Raw genomic sequence first — 16955 nt, forward strand, 5'->3', positions numbered from 1 at the left:
TTTATTCAAACCTGTTGCATAAAAATCTATATGTATGTAAGGTGAATATCAATTCATTTTTTTAGCATAAATATAGAGGGTGCAACAATGCGACGATAAGCTCATCAATAGCAAATATAAGGTCTTTGTGTTCACTTTAGTTTAAAGAGTTATCGATGTTTAACGTAGCAATTGTTGGCGCCAGCGGATATAGCGGCGCAGAGCTGGCCAGTTTAGTGGCCCGCCACCCGGGTTTGAATCTCAGTGGCTGTTATGTGTCAGCGCACAGCCTGGATAAAGGGAAGTGTCTGAGCGAGTTATATCCTGAACATACAGGTTTACTTGATGTCTCCCTGCTTCCTTTGACGAATGAGGCGTTTGCAGACATAGCCGACAGCGATGTCGACTATGTCTGCCTTTGTACCGACCATAAGGTAAGCGTAGAGCTGGCCCAAACCTTTCTGAACATGGGCAAAAAAGTTTTCGACTTGTCCGGGGCCTACCGGCTTAAAAGCAGCGCAGATTACGAACAATACTATGGCTTTAGCCACCCTTACTCGCAGTGGCTCGACAAGGCGCAGTATGGCCTGGTTGAGTGGTACGGCGATTCCCTGAGCGAGGCTCAGCTGGTGGCGGTACCCGGGTGCTATCCAACCGCCGCCCTGAATGCGCTTAAGCCGCTAAAACAGGCTGACTTACTTAGTGACAGTACCATTATTATCAATGCCGTATCGGGTGTCACCGGTGCGGGCCGCAAAGCCAGCCTGAACACCCATTTTTGTGAGGTATCTTTGGCGCCTTATGGCTTGTTTAACCATCGCCATACCCCGGAAATTGAGCGTTACCTTGATCACCCCGTGTTGTTTACGCCACATCTGGGGAATTTCCAGCGGGGGATTCTGGAAACCATCTATGTCTCACTCAAACCGGGTGTCTCAGAGCATCAGATTGCAGAGGCCTATCAGGTGCTGGCAGACGAGCCGCTGATCCGTCTCAAAGGGGCCAGCATGCCGTCAATCAAAGGGGTGGCAAATCGCGCCTTTGTCGATATTGGCTGGCAGCAGCAGGGGCAGCAACTGATTGTCACAGTGGCGATAGATAATTTACTCAAAGGGGCGGCAGGGCAGGCGCTGCAGTGTATGAATCTGGCCAGTCAGTATCCGCATGAACAAGGGTTGATGGGGTAACTTATGACAGATAAAAAAATCTGGGTGATCAAGCTCGGTGGGGCGGTGCTTAATTCAGAGCAGGCTGCCCATGACTTATTCAGCGCACTGAATACGCGTGCACAACAAGACCAAACGCAAGGCTTTGTGGTGGTGCATGGCGGAGGTGCGCTCGTGGATAGCTGGCTCAATGATGCCGGGTTTGCCACAGCTAAACACCAGGGATTGCGGATCAGCCCTAAAGAGCAAATGCCTTATATTGTCGGCGCACTGGCCGGGTGTGCCAACAAACAACTCATGGCCCAGGCTATTACGGCGGAGTTAAGGCCGGTTGGGCTCAGCTTGTATGAAGCGGGCCTGATGACCACGCAAAAACTCAAAGCACTGGGGCAGGTAGGCACCTGCGAGCCGCAGGGCGACAGTTTGCTACCCGAGCTGCTGGCAGCCGGACGGATCCCATTGGTCAGTTCGATTGGCATAGGTGCAGATGGCGCACTGTTTAACGTCAATGCCGACGAAGCAGCCGCAGCACTGGCACATCAGCTGGGCGCTGAACTGATTTTTATGACCGATGTAGAGGCGGTATTAGATGGCGCAGGTCAGCCGCTGGCGCAATTAAATAGCGACCAGATAGAACAACTGATAGCACAAAAGGTGATTGTGGGCGGGATGGAGGTCAAAGTTAAGACCAGTCTTCACGCTGCCCGACATTTACGACGCGGGGTGTATATCTCGAGCTGGCAAAAGCCAGATAACTTGCTTGCCCTGCTGGAGGGGCAGCACGTCGGAACGCAAATTTTACCTTAGGAAACCTTATGTCGAGTCATTTTATAACTGGTCTGGAATTTGATAAAAGCCAGGCACTTAAGCTGCTTGCCCTGGCGAGTGATATGAAACAACAGCCGCAGGAATTTGCCCACGCACTGGCGGGCAAGTCTGTGGTCACGCTATTCGAAAAACCCAGCCTCAGAACCCGTTTGTCGTTTGATATTGGGATTAACAAACTGGGCGGTCATGCGGTCTATCTGGACCAGCAAAACGGCGCCATGGGCAGCCGTGAATCTGTACAGGATTTTGCGCTCAATATTGCTACCTGGGCCGATGCACTGGTAGCACGGGTTTCTTCTCACCATACCCTGGAGGTGCTGGCTGAGCACTCATCAATTCCGGTGGTGAACAGTTTGTGCGACCTCTATCACCCCTGTCAGGCGCTGGCCGATTTTCTGACCTTGCAGGAGGTGTTTGGCGACGTCAGCCAGATCAAATTGGCGTATCTGGGTGAGGGTAACAATGTCTGTCAGTCTTTATTGCTGCTGGCGGCAACATTGGGGGCCGATTTTGTGGCTGTGTGCCCGAAAGGCCATTCGCCCGATGCGCAAATCGTTAAGCAGGCGGAGCAAATCGCGGCGGTAAATGGGGCGTCTGTGCTGATCAGCGATCGCATTGAAGCCGCAGTCGGTGCCAACGCCCTGTACACAGATACCTGGGTTTCAATGGGCAGTGATACCTCACTGGAGCAGGCAAAAACCACCTTTATGCCCTACCAGCTCAATCAGGCATTACTCGAACAAACCGGGGCCAGCACAGTGCTGCATTGCCAGCCTGCGCACCGGGGCTATGAGATCACCTCCCAGGTGATGGACGGCCCTAAAGCGCGGATCCTGCAGCAGGCAGAAAACCGCATGCATGCGCAAAACGCCCTGTTACTGACGCTCATGAATAAACAAATCGTCTGAGCCAACAAGATTTAAGTATTAAGGTAAAAACATCATGAAAAAGATTAAAAAAGTTGTTCTGGCTTACTCAGGTGGTCTGGATACGTCGGCCATTGTGCCCTGGCTAAAAGAAAATTACGGCTGTGAAGTGGTCGCCTTTGTTGCCGATGTCGGTCAGGGTGAAGAAGAGCTACAGGGCGTCGAAGAAAAAGCCCTGGCGTCCGGTGCCAGTGAATGTCATATCGTCGACTTAAAGGCCGAACTGGTGAGTGATTACATCTATCCAACCTTGCAAAGTGGCGCGATCTACGAAGGCACTTACCTGCTGGGAACTTCCATGGCGCGGCCAATTATCGCCAAAGCGCAGGTTGAGATAGCGCGCAAAGTCGGCGCGGATGCGCTATCCCATGGCTGTACTGGCAAAGGGAATGATCAGGTGCGTTTCGAATCTTGCTTTGCCGCGCTTGCGCCGGACCTTGAGGTCATCGCGCCGTGGCGGGAGTGGTCGCTGTCGAGCCGGGAATCCTTGCTGGATTATCTGGCCGAGCGCAACATTCCTTGCGCCGCCTCTGCCACCAAAATCTATAGCCGTGATGCCAATGCCTGGCATATTTCTCACGAAGGCGGCGAGCTGGAAGACCCCTGGAATCAGCCCAGCGAGCAGGTCTGGACCTGGACGGCTTCGCCCGAGCAGGCGCCCGATGAGGCTGAACTGGTCAGTGTACAGATTGAGGCCGGTCAGGTGGTGGCTGTGAATGGTCAAAACCTCAGTCCTTATCACTGTCTGCTGACGCTGAACGAGATTGCCGCTAAACATGGTGTAGGCCGCATTGATATCGTTGAAAACCGTTTGGTGGGTATGAAGTCGCGCGGCTGTTACGAAACCCCGGGGGGAACTGTGATGGTGGCAGCCCTTCAGGCCATTGATGAGCTGGTGCTGGACAAGGCCAGCCGTAAATGGAAAGAAACCGTGGCCAATGAGTTTGCACATCTGGTGTACGACGGTCGCTGGTTTACCCCGTTAAAAGACTCGCTGCTGGCGGCAGCCCAGTCTCTGGCGCAGGTGGCCAGCGGTGAGGTGGTGCTGAAACTGTATAAAGGTCAGGTCAGTGCGGTACAAAAGCGCTCGGTGAACAGCTTATATAGCGAAGCGTTTGCGACTTTCGGTGAGGACGATGTGTACGACCAGTCTCATGCCGAAGGCTTTATCCGCTTGTTCTCCTTGTCCAGTCGTATTGCGGCATTGAACAAGCAAAAGTCGGTTAAATAACGGTGATCAGAGGAGTAAAGTAACATGGCACTGTGGGGTGGACGTTTTTCGTCTGGGCCGGATGCGGCCTTTAAACAATTTAATGATTCCTTGCCGTTTGACTATCAGCTGGCTGAGCAGGATATTGTTGGCTCGATAGCCTGGGCGGGCGCGCTCAAACAGGTGCAGGTCTTGAGCGCTGATGAACATGCCGAGCTGGTGGCGGCTTTGCAGGCGTTACTGGACGAGGCCAGTGCCGATCCGCAAGCTATTGCGACGGCAGGGTATGAAGACATTCACTCCTATGTGGAAGCGCGACTGATCGACAAAGTAGGCGACCTGGGCAAAAAGCTCCATACCGGGCGCAGCCGCAACGATCAGGTGGCCACCGATTTTCGCTTGTGGTGTCGCGACACGGCAGGCACTGTGCTCGAAGCACTCGGGGCGCTTAAAGCGGCGTTTGTTGCGCTGGCAGAGCGTGAGCTGGGCACCATTTTACCGGGTTACACCCACCTGCAACGGGCACAGCCTGTGTTGTTCAGCCACTGGTGCATGGCCTATGTGGAAATGCTGGAACGTGATACCTCTCGCTTGCAGGATGCCGTGGCACGCTTGAATGAATGCCCGCTTGGCAGCGGTGCACTGGCGGGCACTGCCTACGATATCGACAGAGAGCAGTTGGCAGCAGAATTGAACTTTCGCTGCGCCACCCGCAATAGCCTGGACGCGGTGTCGGACCGGGATTTTGTGCTGGAATTACTGAGCTGCGCTTCTATTTCTATGTTGCATCTGTCGCGCCTTGCCGAGGACATGATTTTTTATAACTCCGGAGAGGCGGGCTTTATAGAGCTGGGCGACAACGTGACATCGGGCTCCTCTTTGATGCCACAAAAGAAAAACCCCGATGCGCTGGAGCTGATCCGGGGCAAAACTGGCCGGGTATTTGGTGCTTTCAGTGCCATGATGATGACATTAAAAGCACTACCGCTGGCTTACAATAAAGATATGCAGGAAGACAAAGAGGGCGTATTTGACGCTATGCCAACCTGGCTGGCCGCGTTGCATATGGCTCAGTCCTGCATTGAAAGTGTTAAGGTGAATGGCGATAAAACCAAGCAGGCGGCGCAGGGCGGACACGCCAATGCCACTGAGCTGGCGGACTACCTGGTTGCCAAAGGGATCCCGTTCCGTGAAGGGCATCATATTGTTGGTCAGCTGGTACAGCTGGCACTGAGTGAGCAAAAAAATCTGGAAGATCTCAGCCTGGCGCAATTTCAGTCGGTCTGTGCACAGATAGAGCAAGATGTTTACCCGGTATTACAGCTGGATGCCTGCATTGCAGCGCGCAGTGCAAAAGGCGGCACTTCAATGGCGCAGGTGTCAGCTGCCATTGGCGCGGCGAAAAAAAAACAGCAAATCACGGTACGTGACGCGACCTTAAACGATGTAGAAGCCATCGCAGGGTTGATCCAGTACTGGGCCAAAGTTGGGGAGAATTTACCGCGGGCCAAAAGCGATATGATCCACAGTATCAATGAGTTTGCCGTGACTGAGGTCGATGGCAAGGTCACCGGCTGTGCGTCGCTGTATATTTATGACACCGGCCTTGCCGAGATCCGCTCACTGGGTGTCGACCCGGCTGTTAAGGTGAAAGGGCAAGGGCAACTGCTGGTGTCGCACTTACTGGATAAAGCCAGGCGACTGGCGTTAAAGCGGGTGATCGTGCTGACCCGGGTGCCCGGCTTTTTCGATAAGCAAGGCTTTAATGGGTGCAGCAAAGACAGCCTTCCTGAAAAAGTCATGAAAGACTGCGAATTGTGCCTGCGTAAAAACAACTGTGATGAAGTGGCGATGGAGTTTATGTTGCAGGCTGCTGAGCCTGCACGTATTCCCTGCCAGTTTGTGGCCTGAAACCTACAGTAATTGGCTAAAGCGCCAACCAAGGCGCTTTAGCTTATTTAGAAGCGGTATTCCCAGCTCACTGAGGCGGATGTTTCGTTATTTGAGTCGGTCGCGCCTTTATCGCGCCAGTATGCCAGGTCCAGCTTCAGCAAGCCGTTTAACAACCCCTGCTGATAACCCACCTGCAGTAAATCCCGGTCAATATCCAGGGTGCTAAACTCCAGTCGTTTTAATTTGGCATACCCCCCGTAACCACCCATTCCATAGTAGTTGGCGCCTAAGCTTAGCGACTTTGCTTGTGGGCCCATATGAGCACCCAGCCAGCGTCCTCGCTCCAGGTAGTCAGCGCCTTTACCTGTGGTCGCAAAGTGGCACTGAAAACTGGCCTGCTGTGCCTGACAATCGGTTTCGGTGTCACTGTATTCAAGATAAGACTTAATGCGATACTCCACAGTGCCCCAGAAAGCTTCTGCGCCTAACGTGACATTGCTGTTTTCTGGCAATACGCCCTGGTCGTTTTCCCCACTGAGTTCACCATAAATGGCAAGGGGGATACCTGCAATGCGTGAGGCGTACTTGAAATCAATGCTGCTGAGGCGTTGCTGTTCGCGGGTCTCATCCAGTACATCTGTGTGGTAAACAAAATCACTGGCGGTGGTGGCATAGGCCAGTTCCAGACCTGCGACAGGAGAGGCCGAGACTCTGACACCCCAGAAGTCTTTTTTATTGTCGACATCTAATAATGGGCGTTGCTTTGCTGCGATGGCGGTAATTTGCCAGGGGCCGACAAAAGACAAAAAGCTGGGGCCGCTGTAATTGGTATTGGCTCGACTGATGCGTAGTGCTTTCATCGGGGCGGCATTGTTGGAGAGCATGAGTGCGTTTTCATTGCCCGGACCCCACCAGTAATCCAGTCGCTCCGCACTGAATGCCCAGTCTCCCAGTAACACAGCAAGGTGGCTGCCGTGATGATTGACATGTTTGCCATCCTGCGGGTCATCCGCATAGTTGACCTGGACGCGGGCACTGACATTGCTGCCTGTGATCTGTCCATAACTGCTGATGCCACTGCGGGAGCGAGTTTGCTGGCCAAAGCCCGCAGGCATGGTTTGCTCATCACTGTAGTGCGCTTTTATGCCTGAGTGGGTGTCTTGCTTAGCCTGCTTAAGCGCATGCTTTACATGTAGCAGGGCAAACTGCACATCGTCGGGGAGTGCGTTGGAGTCTACGTTGGCCAGGTCTGCCACCAGGCCATTCCACATCAGTGGGTACTGATTGACCGGGCGCTGGATAACGCCGGCACTGACCAGCAAGTCAATGGAGTGTTTTAGATGGCTTTGTTCGGCCTCAATCCAGGGTGAGGCAAACGCTTGCGCTGACGCCAGCGCCAGGCTGCTGAGCATTAAAAATTGGCTTTTCATCCGTGTAACTTTTCCTCAAGGGCTTTGGCGACTAATGGACTGACAAACTCACTGACATCACCGTGATGCAGCGCCACTTCTTTGACCAGAGTCGAAGAAATGAAAGAGTTCTTCTCGGATGGAGTCAGAAAGACACTTTCCAGCTCTGGAAACAGGCGGCGATTCATATTGGCCAGCTGGAATTCATAATCAAAATCGGAAACCGCGCGGATCCCGCGGATCAGCACATTGGCTTGCTGTTGTTTGGCCAAATCGACCAACAGTCCGGTGAAGCCAATCACTTTAACATTGCTATGTGCCGCCAGGACCTCTTTGGCCAAGGCAACACGTTCTTCCAAAGTAAAACAAGGTTTCTTGTTGGGGTTGTGTGCGATGGCTAAAATGACGGTATCAAACATTTTGGCCGCGCGTTTGATTAAGTCGGCATGCCCGTTGGTGAGCGGGTCAAAGGTGCCCGGATATAAAGCGGTTACTTGCATGTTGAGATCATAACAATTCAAATTTGCCTTATATTATCAAGCTTGCGGCACAATATCACTGGTCTGATTTCAAAATGAAAATTTAATGTTATTCCTATTTAGTGCTATTTTCACTGTGCGCTATAACCGAAAGGTCAATCTTGCCCCATTAATTACGTGTTATCAGAGAACCGAATATGAACACCAAGGAAAAAATTATTCGTACCAGCATTGCCTTGTTTAACTTACATGGCGAGCGGACAATCACCACCAATCACATTGCTTCCAACATGGGGATCAGCCCAGGTAACCTGTATTACCACTTTAAAAATAAAGAAGACATTATCCGCAATATCTTTGCTCAGTACAGCGAGCACTTAAGTACGCATTTCAAGCCGTTGGGCGCCCACGATGAGCCGGTTGAACAGCTGACTCAGTATCTCGATTCATTGTTTGAATTGATGTGGCGTTACCATTTCTTCTATGACAATCTGAATGATATTTTGGCCCGCGATGATGCCCTTAAAAAAGACTACATTGCGTTTCAGGCACGTTTGTTTGAGCAGGTCATGGCCGTTGTTATCGGATTGCGTGAGGCTGAAGTGATTGCGATTAGTAATGAAGACGCTAAAGAATTGGCGCATATGCTGAAATTGGTGGTGAGCTTTTGGACCCCGTATGTGAAAGCGCGCAGAATGACCGGAGTGTTGGAGCAGCAAGACATCTACAATGGCATTGTAAAGGTTTTAGTTTTGTTTAAACCCTATGGCACCGCACTCAGCCGGGATAAAATTGAACAACTACAGCAACACTATCAGGCGATGGCAGACGCCGCATTGCCCAGTATCGCCTGACCTCACAGACCAGAAAAAGCTGGTTATCCTCTGTATATTTCCTAGTCTTTAATAAGTCTGCTATAATCGCGCGCCCGTTGTCGGCGCGCCAATTGCGCATTCATGTCCAAACCAAGAGTGACTTCTATGTTTAAATTTATCGTCAAACTGCACCCCGAAATCGTGATCAAAAGTAAATCGGTTCGCAAACGCTTTACTATGGTACTCGAGCGAAACATTAAACTGGTGCTCAGCCGCTTTGATGAAAAAGTGACGGTAAAAAATAACTGGGACAACATCACTGTGGTGACGCAAAGCGAAGATCCTAAGATCCGCAACGCGTTTATCAGTGGTCTGGGCCGTATTCCGGGTATTGTTCAGTTTCTGGAAGTACAGGAAACGACATTTGAAACCCTGGACGACATTTATCAAAAAGCTCTGCCGCTGGTGGGCCCGCAAATTGAAAACAAAACCTTCTGTGTGCGCGTTAAGCGCCAGGGCGATCATGATTTTACCTCCAGTGATGTAGAAAGGTATGTCGGCGGCGGTCTGAATCAGAACGTACCGGGAGCGCGGGTGCAGCTACGCAAGCCCGATGTGACGGTTAAAATTGAGGTAAAAGGCGACCGTGCTTATATCGTAACCACTAAACACCTGGGTATGGGTGGCTTCCCATTGCCAACACAAGAAGATGTACTGTCTTTGATGTCGGGTGGCTTTGATTCGGGCGTGGCCAGCTATCAGATGATCCGAAAAGGGGCGAGAACCCACTTCCTGTTTTTCAATCTGGGTGGTGCAGCCCACGAGATTGGGGTTAAACAGGTCAGCCACTATTTGTGGAAGCAATATAGCTCAACCCATAAAGTGCGTTTTATTACGGTCGACTTCGAGCCGGTGGTCGCCGAGATCCTCGAAAACATCGAAAGCAGCCAGATGGGCGTCGTGCTTAAGAGGATGATGATGCGCGCAGGTTCTGCAGTCGCTGAGCGTTTTGGCATTCAGGCTTTGGTAACCGGTGAGTGTATTGGTCAGGTATCCAGCCAGACGCTGGCAAATCTTAACGTAATCGACCGTGTCACCGAGACACTGATCTTACGTCCTTTGATCCAATACGACAAAGAAGAGATCATTCGCATTGCACGCCAGATAGGCACTTGTGAAATGGCAGAGTCGATGCCGGAATACTGTGGTGTGATTTCGAAAAAGCCAACGGTTAAAGCTAAGCTGGAAAAAATCGAAGCGGAAGAAAGTAAGTTTGACTTTGATGTACTGAACACTGTGGTGGAAAATGCCGTCGTGAAAGACATCCGCGAGATTGAGGCCGAAGCAAAAGAAGAAGTCAAAGAAGCAGAAAATGTCAGCGACCTGCCAGCGGGTGCCGTGGTGGTGGATATACGCTCCCCGGAAGAGGAAGATGCCGAGCCGCTTGAGCTCGATGGGATTGAAGTGATCCATTTGCCGTTTTTCCGCCTGGCCACTAAATTCGGTGACCTGCCTCAGGACAAAGACTACTACCTGTACTGCAATAAGGGCGTGATGAGCCAGTTACAGGCCTTGATCCTGCACGAAAACGGCTTTGCAAACGTCAGAGTATACCGTCCATAGCGCTAACTGCTGCACTGTGGCTGAGCAACGCTGCTCAGCCACACACTACCTTACCCCAGCGTAACCTTTTTCAACGCAACGCCTGAGCGGCTCAGAGCAGACTCCACCAGCCGCATAGTCAGAGGATCGCGACTGCTGCCATGCTGCATCCAGACCAAAGACTGGGCATGACGCGCTGTTACCTTGGTCTCATTTTGAAGTGCACTAAGATAATGACGGGCAAAGATCGCCTGACTTGCCATATCGTTAGAGATATTGAGGATCCCCGGGTGCACACACTTTTCCTCAGTGCTTAGTGCATCCGTGGCCGCGATAAAGCGGGTAGCATTGTTTGCCAGTAACCTGACCTTGGCAAACACCGCCTGGTTGAGCGCAGATATTTTGGTAAGCCCATCCAGTTGCTCTGTATAATGAACCAGATCATCGGCCGCCAGCAGCGTCTGGGCTATGGCACGTTCTGGTGCAACGGGCTGACCATGCTGATCGGTTAACTGTCCCAGATAAATGAGGTGATCGGCACGTTTGGCACCCACAAGCACCCGCACATTGGGTAATGCGCGTGGCAGGGTCAATGTCTCCCATTGTTGAGTATGACGGGTATTGATAAATCGGGCCGGTGCGAACTCCTTGCCCAGCGCCTTGCTTGCTGACACCATCAGTGAAGAGGTCTGAGCCAGGTCGTGTTCACTGTTATACGCGATGGTGATCTGCTGAGCGTTTATCCCCTGCGCGAGCAGGTGCTTGAGGCTGGCATATAGCAGCTTACTATCGACGCTATAGGGAAACGGCTTGTTAGTGACCACACCCAGTACAATTAACACCTGCTGATCCGCACGGATAGCTAAATCCAGTGTGTCTGCCAGAGTAGTGTACTGAGCGTGCAATTGTTCTTGCTCCTGCAAGCCGGCATTTTTCAGTGTGGCGGTGGCAACTACGCCCTGATGTACATCAATGGTGTTTTGCCAGGCAAAAGTTGGTGCGCTGGTTGCCAGTGCGCCCAGTCCTAACCCGGTGCCCTTCAAAAAGGAACGCCTGGACAGTGAGGTATGTTGCTGAGTTTTCATAGATTAAGAAACCTTTTGATAAAGAGCGAGGTATTCAGGAAGTGTCTGATGCGATGTCAGCGCATGCATATCGACCAGCTTAAAGCCATACTGAGCGAGCTCCCGGTGCCAGCTTGTGGCCGGGGAGAGGCGTGCACGCTGCGCAGCCGCTTGCTGCCAGGGTTGCCCTTCAAATAGATTGGCCCAGTCATTGAGCACCGCAGCAAAATGCTGTTGCAGCGGCTGTTGCACGTCATAAAGGCGCATTGCAAGGTGACCGCCGGCGCGCATTTTCTGGCTCAGTCCAGACATCATCTGAGTGAACACCGGTTTGCTATAGCAATGTGGGCCATCATAGATGGCTGCCAGTTGTAAGTGCGTGTCATCCGCCAGCGTCAACGCTTGCTGCTCTACTTCGGTTGTGGTGGCGATGCTGATCATATCTGAACGCGCAATCGGACTATGAGCCGCTGGCATAGTCCGGGTGACGGTCAGCTTAGTGCCGCTCACCTGAGTCAGCTGAGCGATAGGATCAAAACTGCTGTTGGGTAAGCCAAAGCTGATATAACCATCCACCGGCGAGGTGGAGACGAGATCCTGCAAAGACTCAAGACACTGCATCTGGCGATCCTGATAGCGGTGCATATTGATCAGGCCCAGGTTCATAGAGTCTTGCGTTAGCAACTCGTTGAGACGCGTGTAGATGGCGTGCTCACTGTCCAGCTGCGCAATACACTGGATCGCCTGGGTGTGGATCTCGGCATCCTGATACAGGTGTAATTGCTGAGCCAGTAGTGGCAGTAATTCAGTCAGACGGTTTTTATTCAGGTAGAGTGCATGATAGCTGTTCTCCTGATTTAACAAAGCTCTGACCAGCGGAGAGGCTGCAACCTGACAGCCGGTGAGTCCTGCAAGTGCGAAACTGCTTTTTAAAAACGTACGCCGCGACAATGTCATCCTTATACCCTTGTGCTGAAGAGGCGTAAACGCCTCTTAAAACGATTAAATAACGAGATAATTAACGAACTAAGTGACTTAAATACCCAGGAAAGCGCGGTTTTCGGCCGGCAGATCTTTCATTGGGATCTGGGCTGCGATCACGCAAGGCTGATCAGGACGGGCATGGGCATGACGCAACGCGCCCAGTAAGTCCTCATAGCTGGTCACCCTAAGGCCAATCCCGCCGTTATATACGTGCGGCATATTTTCGTATTTCCAGCCGTTAAGCATCACGTAGTCCAGTGGCGCTTTGTCTGGCTCGGTAAAGAAAGTACCGTCGATCAGGAACTGTTCGATGGCATACGAGCCGTTGTCTATGATCACTATGATGCCAGGTATTTGGTTCTGCACGAATGAGGAGAATGCCTGCGAAACCATCTGGAAGCCGCCATCTCCGGTGACTATCAGTGGTCGTTTGCCAGTTGCATAATAGGCACCGATCGCCGCCGGTGTACCCTGGCCGATTGACAACCAGATCGGGTTTGCCAGGAAGCATTGAGTGTCCAGCACGGGAATATCGGCACCGGGGAAGCTGGCCAAACAGGTATCCAGGCTGATGTAATACGGGTCGTTTTGATCCATCAGGAAATCCCCAATGGCGGCAAAGATCCCATCGTGGCCCAGAGTGCCGCTGTAAGGGTTATCACCCAGCTTGGACTGCCACTGCGCGCGGCGATCCTGATAAGTTTGTCCGGCGACGGTGGGGATCTGGCGATCTGTGCGGCTCAATTCAGGCAGCTGATTGAGTGATTCCAAAGAGGCACCCAGCGACAGTTTGGGCAGAACTTCAGTCCCTATCATGGCTTTATTAAAGGCCACGCGGAGTAGCTTGTCGCCCAACTTAGTGACCATATAGCGATGATCTATACCAAACAAGCAGCCTAATGCGATGACGCAATCCGACGATTCAACACCCTGAGTTACGGTAGAGGGGGCCAAGTCACTGTCATAGACACCACAGAATAATGGATGAGATTCACTGATCAGAGATTTAGAGAGTAACGTGGTATAGAAGGGCAAGTTTTGTGCTTCGACAAAATGCAGTGCCTCATCAACCAGACCAAAGCGCACCAACTCGGCACCGAGCAAGACCACTGGATTACTGGCCTGGGCAAGTTTATCAGCGACTGCATTGGTGAATGCCCGTGCGCCACGTTTAAAGCGTTTCGGGCTGTAAGCCAGGTTAGGTGAGAAGTGACCTATAGGTTGTTTCCACAGATCCTGGGGGATCTCGATGTAAACCGGGCCAGAGCGCTCCATCGCCATGATCAGCAAGCGGTCAATACGATCTGCTGCGCCTTCGAGAGTACGGATCTCGGCCGCGCCCAAAGTGAGCTTACGAAAGACCTTAAGATCGGTTTTGCCAAAGCCTGTGGAGTGGGAGAAAAGCACGTCATACTCGGCTTCCAGGCGTAAGTCCTTGTCGGTGGGACCGCCATTGATCACGGCTAAGGGAACGCGCTCGGTCAGGGCACTGGCAATACCATTGGCCATGCTGAGCGTACCAACGCCATAGGCGACCGACACCGCACCAATTGCGCCCTGCCTGCCATAACCATCGGCAGCATAACCGGCTTCTAGCTCGTTCACGGTATTAACAAACTGCATATCCGGATCGGCCACCAGGCTGTCGATAAAATCCGAGCATGAGGTGCCCGGCACCCCGAATACGTGATAACAACCAAGTTGCTTTAATCTGAGCGTAATAAACTCAGCAACAGTGTAAGACATCTTCTTTCCTTATCTAGTTATGCTTTTTCACTTATGTACTGAACGGCTTCCAGCGCCGAGATCAGCGCGCCCTGGATCCATGAGTGGTACATAGAGCAATGTTCCCCGGCAAAGCACAGACGCTGCTCGGGCTGGGTCATCAGAGCGTAAAAGTCCTGATGATCTCTGGGGTTAAAAAAGGCGTAGGCGCCCGCTGAGTGGGTATGGTTAGTCCAGCTCCAGCGCAGCACACTGACAATATCGTCGCGCTCAATATAGGGGTGTACTTTTTTCAGTTCGGTGAAGATAAACTCTTTGAGCTCGAAGTTGTTCAGCGTATCCACCCGGCGCGCATGTTGACCCCAGGTGTAAGAGGCCAGCAGGTAACTGGGTGAACGTGATACCTGAGGATCTTTGTTGCTGGCGTTATCAGCAGGAAACCAGGTGTGGCCCAGGCCCACATCATAAATGGTACTGCCGCCGTAAATGCCTTCGTTCAGCTCCCAGAAGCGGTTTTTTGTCCGAACCAGCACTTTGGTTGCTGAGTCATAATTGACCTGGGCAAAAGCGCGGGACTTACCGGGGTTAATAGACTGGTTGAAGTCAATTTTACCGAGCACCCCGAATGGCAATGTACAAATCGCAAAGTCTGAGCGCAGGGTGTGCCTGGATCGATCTCTGAGCTGGTAAGTCACTGCAACGCCGTTAGCCTGGCTGTCGATGGCAACAACGCGCGCACCGGCTTTGAACTGCACTTTATGCTGGATCTTTTCGAACAGTTTACGCGGTAGCAGATCGGTACCACCTACCACCTCGTCGAAGCCATCAAACCAGACTCGTTCAAGCTCTTCTCTGAGGTGTTCGCTCAACGAGGTGTGCATTAAAGTTGAGACGCCATAAATTGCGCTGACGTATTCCAGTGCATCCAGGCTCAGGCCTGCGGCGATAAAAGCGTCTTTTAACGACATTTCATCCAGTGCTTTGAGCTTGTCACTGCGTAAAGTCCCATCGTAAAGTGCACGCTGTTCATCACCGCTGAGTGAATTCAGCACCTCAGTAATAGCGATTTCCCACATATTATCGGCAGACATTTTTAGCTCTCTTTCAGTCAAAGCAAAATGCTGCTTCAATTGCTCAAAGCCGGCTTCATTACGCGGTACTTTCTGGCCCCGGATCATGGCAAAGGTTTTATCATTTTCCTGTACAAAATGGCGCATCTTGAGCCCCATTTCACGGATGTAATGGCGGGTGAGGTGATGCTCTGTCGGGATCCGCATCGCGCCCAATTCTGCGTACAGTTTGTCAGATTCACGCAGTGTTCTGACGCGCCCGCCAATATGGCTGGGATCCGCTTCCAGCAGCGTGACCTTTGCGCCCAGTCTGAGCAACTCATAGGCGGCGCTAAGTCCGGCCACACCGGCACCAATAATGGTCACTGTTGGGCGTGTTGTCAGGCTGTTGTTTGCCAATGCCCGAACGCTGTTCAGTGTGACCATAGGATCCGGCACTGAGTTAGAAATACCTTTTTGCATACTTTTCAATCCTTGTCTGCGTAGTTAAAGTTGCAGGGCCTGAGTAATTACCTCAGCCAGCTCGATTGGTTTGGTCACCATAGGTAAGTGGCCTGAGTCGAGGCTGTAGGTGTGCGTAATATTGATAGATTCGGCAATTTTCTGCTGTGATGGCAAAGAGATAATTTTGTCCTGAGTAGCAAACACATACGCTTTGTTGATGGGCGCTAATGTGGCTTTGCTCAGGGTGACTTTGCCATCGCCTGTGATGGCGGGCTCATCAACTGAGTTATCCAGCACAAACTGTTGCTGGCTTTTTTTCTGAGCTTCGGTAAACGACGCCAGATAAGCTGACTTATCCGAAATCTTCAACCAGCCATCTTCATAGGTGATGCCTGCAAAGTAGTTTTCTTCATCCTGTTTATTGAGCAATGCAAATGGTTTGGCACCGTCAACAGGGGCAACTGCACTGACATAAACAAGGTCAGTGATTTTGACATCCTGGCACAATGTCATGGCTTTATGCGCCACCGCGCCGCCCTGACTGTGAACAACCAGCGATTGAGGTTGCGGATATGTGCGTAACTGATCACACAAGCTTTGCGCAGCATGATCCAGAGTGATGGACTTAGGGTCAATGTGGGTGCTGCGCCCTGGCAAGTCGACCACATAATTGCTGATCCCCTGTTTAGACAGTTGAGATTGCACAGCAGACCAGGCCGCGCCTTTCAAATGTGCGCCATGAATAAATATGACTGATTTATTAACGGCAACTGTTTGCTCAGAAAGAGATTGCGCGGGAGTTTGCGAAGAGACGCTATTACAGCCACTCAAAATGACAGCGCAGCACAGTGGCAACCAAGCCTTTGCGTTCATATTAATTCCTTCTTAATTAAAGTTAGGCAGTTGAAATCGCGGGCATGGTAGCAAAAAAATTTCCCAATATTAAGTACGGTTTATATCGTGTTTTCTTTGGTTTAACCTTTTATAAACATGCGAGTTGCACATAGTGAGTAGATCTAGAGAGTATTGGGTAAATGAATTATGCATTTTATTTGGGTGATTATTCATTTCTGGAAGGCAATGAAAGACTAGACTTATGTCTAATCGATGAGAATAATTATTTCATGTTCATTGTGCCAAAAACAGAGCCGAGGGCTGGAATCGTATCTATTATCGAACCGTTTACTTGTTTTTTATTCATACGCATCTTTGGCCAAGAATAATTCATGCACGTTACGCGGCGTGACAATAATGCCATTTTATCCATACCGCAAAGCACCAGGCCGAATGCTGCATAATTTTACAACGCATCACTTCGGGAGATTATTGCCAAAACTGCAGCTAATCTAAATAAAAATCAT

The 16955-nt window shown here is 51.3% G+C and carries 14 protein-coding genes; 7 read left to right on the plus strand and 7 right to left on the minus strand.

Features of this window, described 5'->3' with window-relative positions:
• Positions 1-155 precede the first annotated feature (155 nt).
• The 5 genes from argC to argH are packed head-to-tail and all read left to right on the plus strand — an operon-like array spanning position 156 to position 6020.
• Positions 156-1166, plus strand: coding sequence for an N-acetyl-gamma-glutamyl-phosphate reductase (gene argC / locus TW77_RS12935; protein ID WP_046005393.1), 1011 nt, complete (start codon positions 156-158; stop codon positions 1164-1166).
• Between the two features lie 3 nt (positions 1167-1169).
• A complete protein-coding gene (gene argB, locus TW77_RS12940; protein ID WP_046005394.1) occupies positions 1170-1952 on the plus strand; it encodes an acetylglutamate kinase in 783 nt (260 codons plus the stop codon).
• Between the two features lie 8 nt (positions 1953-1960).
• A complete protein-coding gene (locus tag TW77_RS12945) occupies positions 1961-2881 on the plus strand; it encodes an ornithine carbamoyltransferase (protein WP_046005395.1) in 921 nt (306 codons plus the stop codon).
• Positions 2882-2915: 34 nt separating this feature from the next.
• Complete coding sequence (locus TW77_RS12950; RefSeq protein WP_046005396.1) at positions 2916-4130, plus strand: argininosuccinate synthase; 1215 nt, start codon at positions 2916-2918, stop codon at positions 4128-4130.
• A gap of 24 nt (positions 4131-4154) precedes the next feature.
• Positions 4155-6020, plus strand: coding sequence for an argininosuccinate lyase (argH, locus tag TW77_RS12955; RefSeq protein ID WP_046005397.1), 1866 nt, complete (start codon positions 4155-4157; stop codon positions 6018-6020).
• 47 nt (positions 6021-6067) lie between these two features.
• On the opposite strand, the gene TW77_RS12960 is transcribed toward argH, so the two are convergent.
• Both TW77_RS12960 and coaD read right to left on the minus strand, forming a co-directional pair.
• Positions 6068-7432 (minus strand): capsule assembly Wzi family protein, encoded by a 1365-nt coding sequence (locus tag TW77_RS12960; RefSeq protein WP_046005398.1) that lies wholly within the window; start codon positions 7430-7432, stop codon positions 6068-6070.
• Positions 7429-7911 carry a pantetheine-phosphate adenylyltransferase gene (gene coaD, locus TW77_RS12965; protein ID WP_046005399.1) on the minus strand — a complete coding sequence of 161 codons (483 nt, stop codon included), beginning with the start codon at positions 7909-7911 and terminating at the stop codon, positions 7429-7431. The genes TW77_RS12960 and coaD overlap by 4 nt, the downstream gene beginning before the upstream one ends.
• Positions 7912-8087: 176 nt before the next feature.
• On the opposite strand from coaD, the gene TW77_RS12970 reads away from it, so the two are divergent.
• Together TW77_RS12970 and thiI are read left to right on the plus strand one after the other, a co-directional pair.
• Positions 8088-8744: a TetR/AcrR family transcriptional regulator gene (locus tag TW77_RS12970; protein WP_046005400.1), complete on the plus strand. Its 657-nt coding sequence runs from the start codon at positions 8088-8090 to the stop codon at positions 8742-8744.
• Between the two features lie 126 nt (positions 8745-8870).
• On the plus strand, positions 8871-10328 hold the full coding sequence (thiI, locus tag TW77_RS12975) for a tRNA uracil 4-sulfurtransferase ThiI (protein ID WP_046005401.1): 1458 nt from the start codon (positions 8871-8873) through the stop codon (positions 10326-10328).
• 50 nt (positions 10329-10378) lie between these two features.
• On the opposite strand, the gene TW77_RS12980 is transcribed toward thiI, so the two are convergent.
• The 5 genes from TW77_RS12980 to TW77_RS13000 all read right to left on the minus strand — a co-directional run bounded on the left by TW77_RS12980 (position 10379) and on the right by TW77_RS13000 (position 16467).
• Entirely contained in the window at positions 10379-11392 is a 1014-nt protein-coding gene (locus TW77_RS12980) for a twin-arginine translocation signal domain-containing protein (protein WP_046005402.1), read from the minus strand.
• 3 nt (positions 11393-11395) lie between these two features.
• Positions 11396-12328: a hypothetical protein gene (locus TW77_RS12985; protein ID WP_046005403.1), complete on the minus strand. Its 933-nt coding sequence runs from the start codon at positions 12326-12328 to the stop codon at positions 11396-11398.
• Positions 12329-12406: 78 nt separating this feature from the next.
• A complete protein-coding gene (locus tag TW77_RS12990; RefSeq protein WP_046005404.1) occupies positions 12407-14101 on the minus strand; it encodes a thiamine pyrophosphate-binding protein in 1695 nt (564 codons plus the stop codon).
• Between the two features lie 17 nt (positions 14102-14118).
• Positions 14119-15612, minus strand: coding sequence for a flavin monoamine oxidase family protein (locus TW77_RS12995; protein WP_046005405.1), 1494 nt, complete (start codon positions 15610-15612; stop codon positions 14119-14121).
• A gap of 24 nt (positions 15613-15636) precedes the next feature.
• Entirely contained in the window at positions 15637-16467 is an 831-nt protein-coding gene (locus TW77_RS13000; RefSeq protein WP_046005406.1) for an alpha/beta hydrolase, read from the minus strand.
• Positions 16468-16955 lie beyond the last annotated feature (488 nt).

Origin of the sequence: Pseudoalteromonas rubra (assembly GCF_000967655.1) — a bacterium.
Lineage (GTDB): Bacteria > Pseudomonadota > Gammaproteobacteria > Enterobacterales > Alteromonadaceae > Pseudoalteromonas > Pseudoalteromonas rubra_A.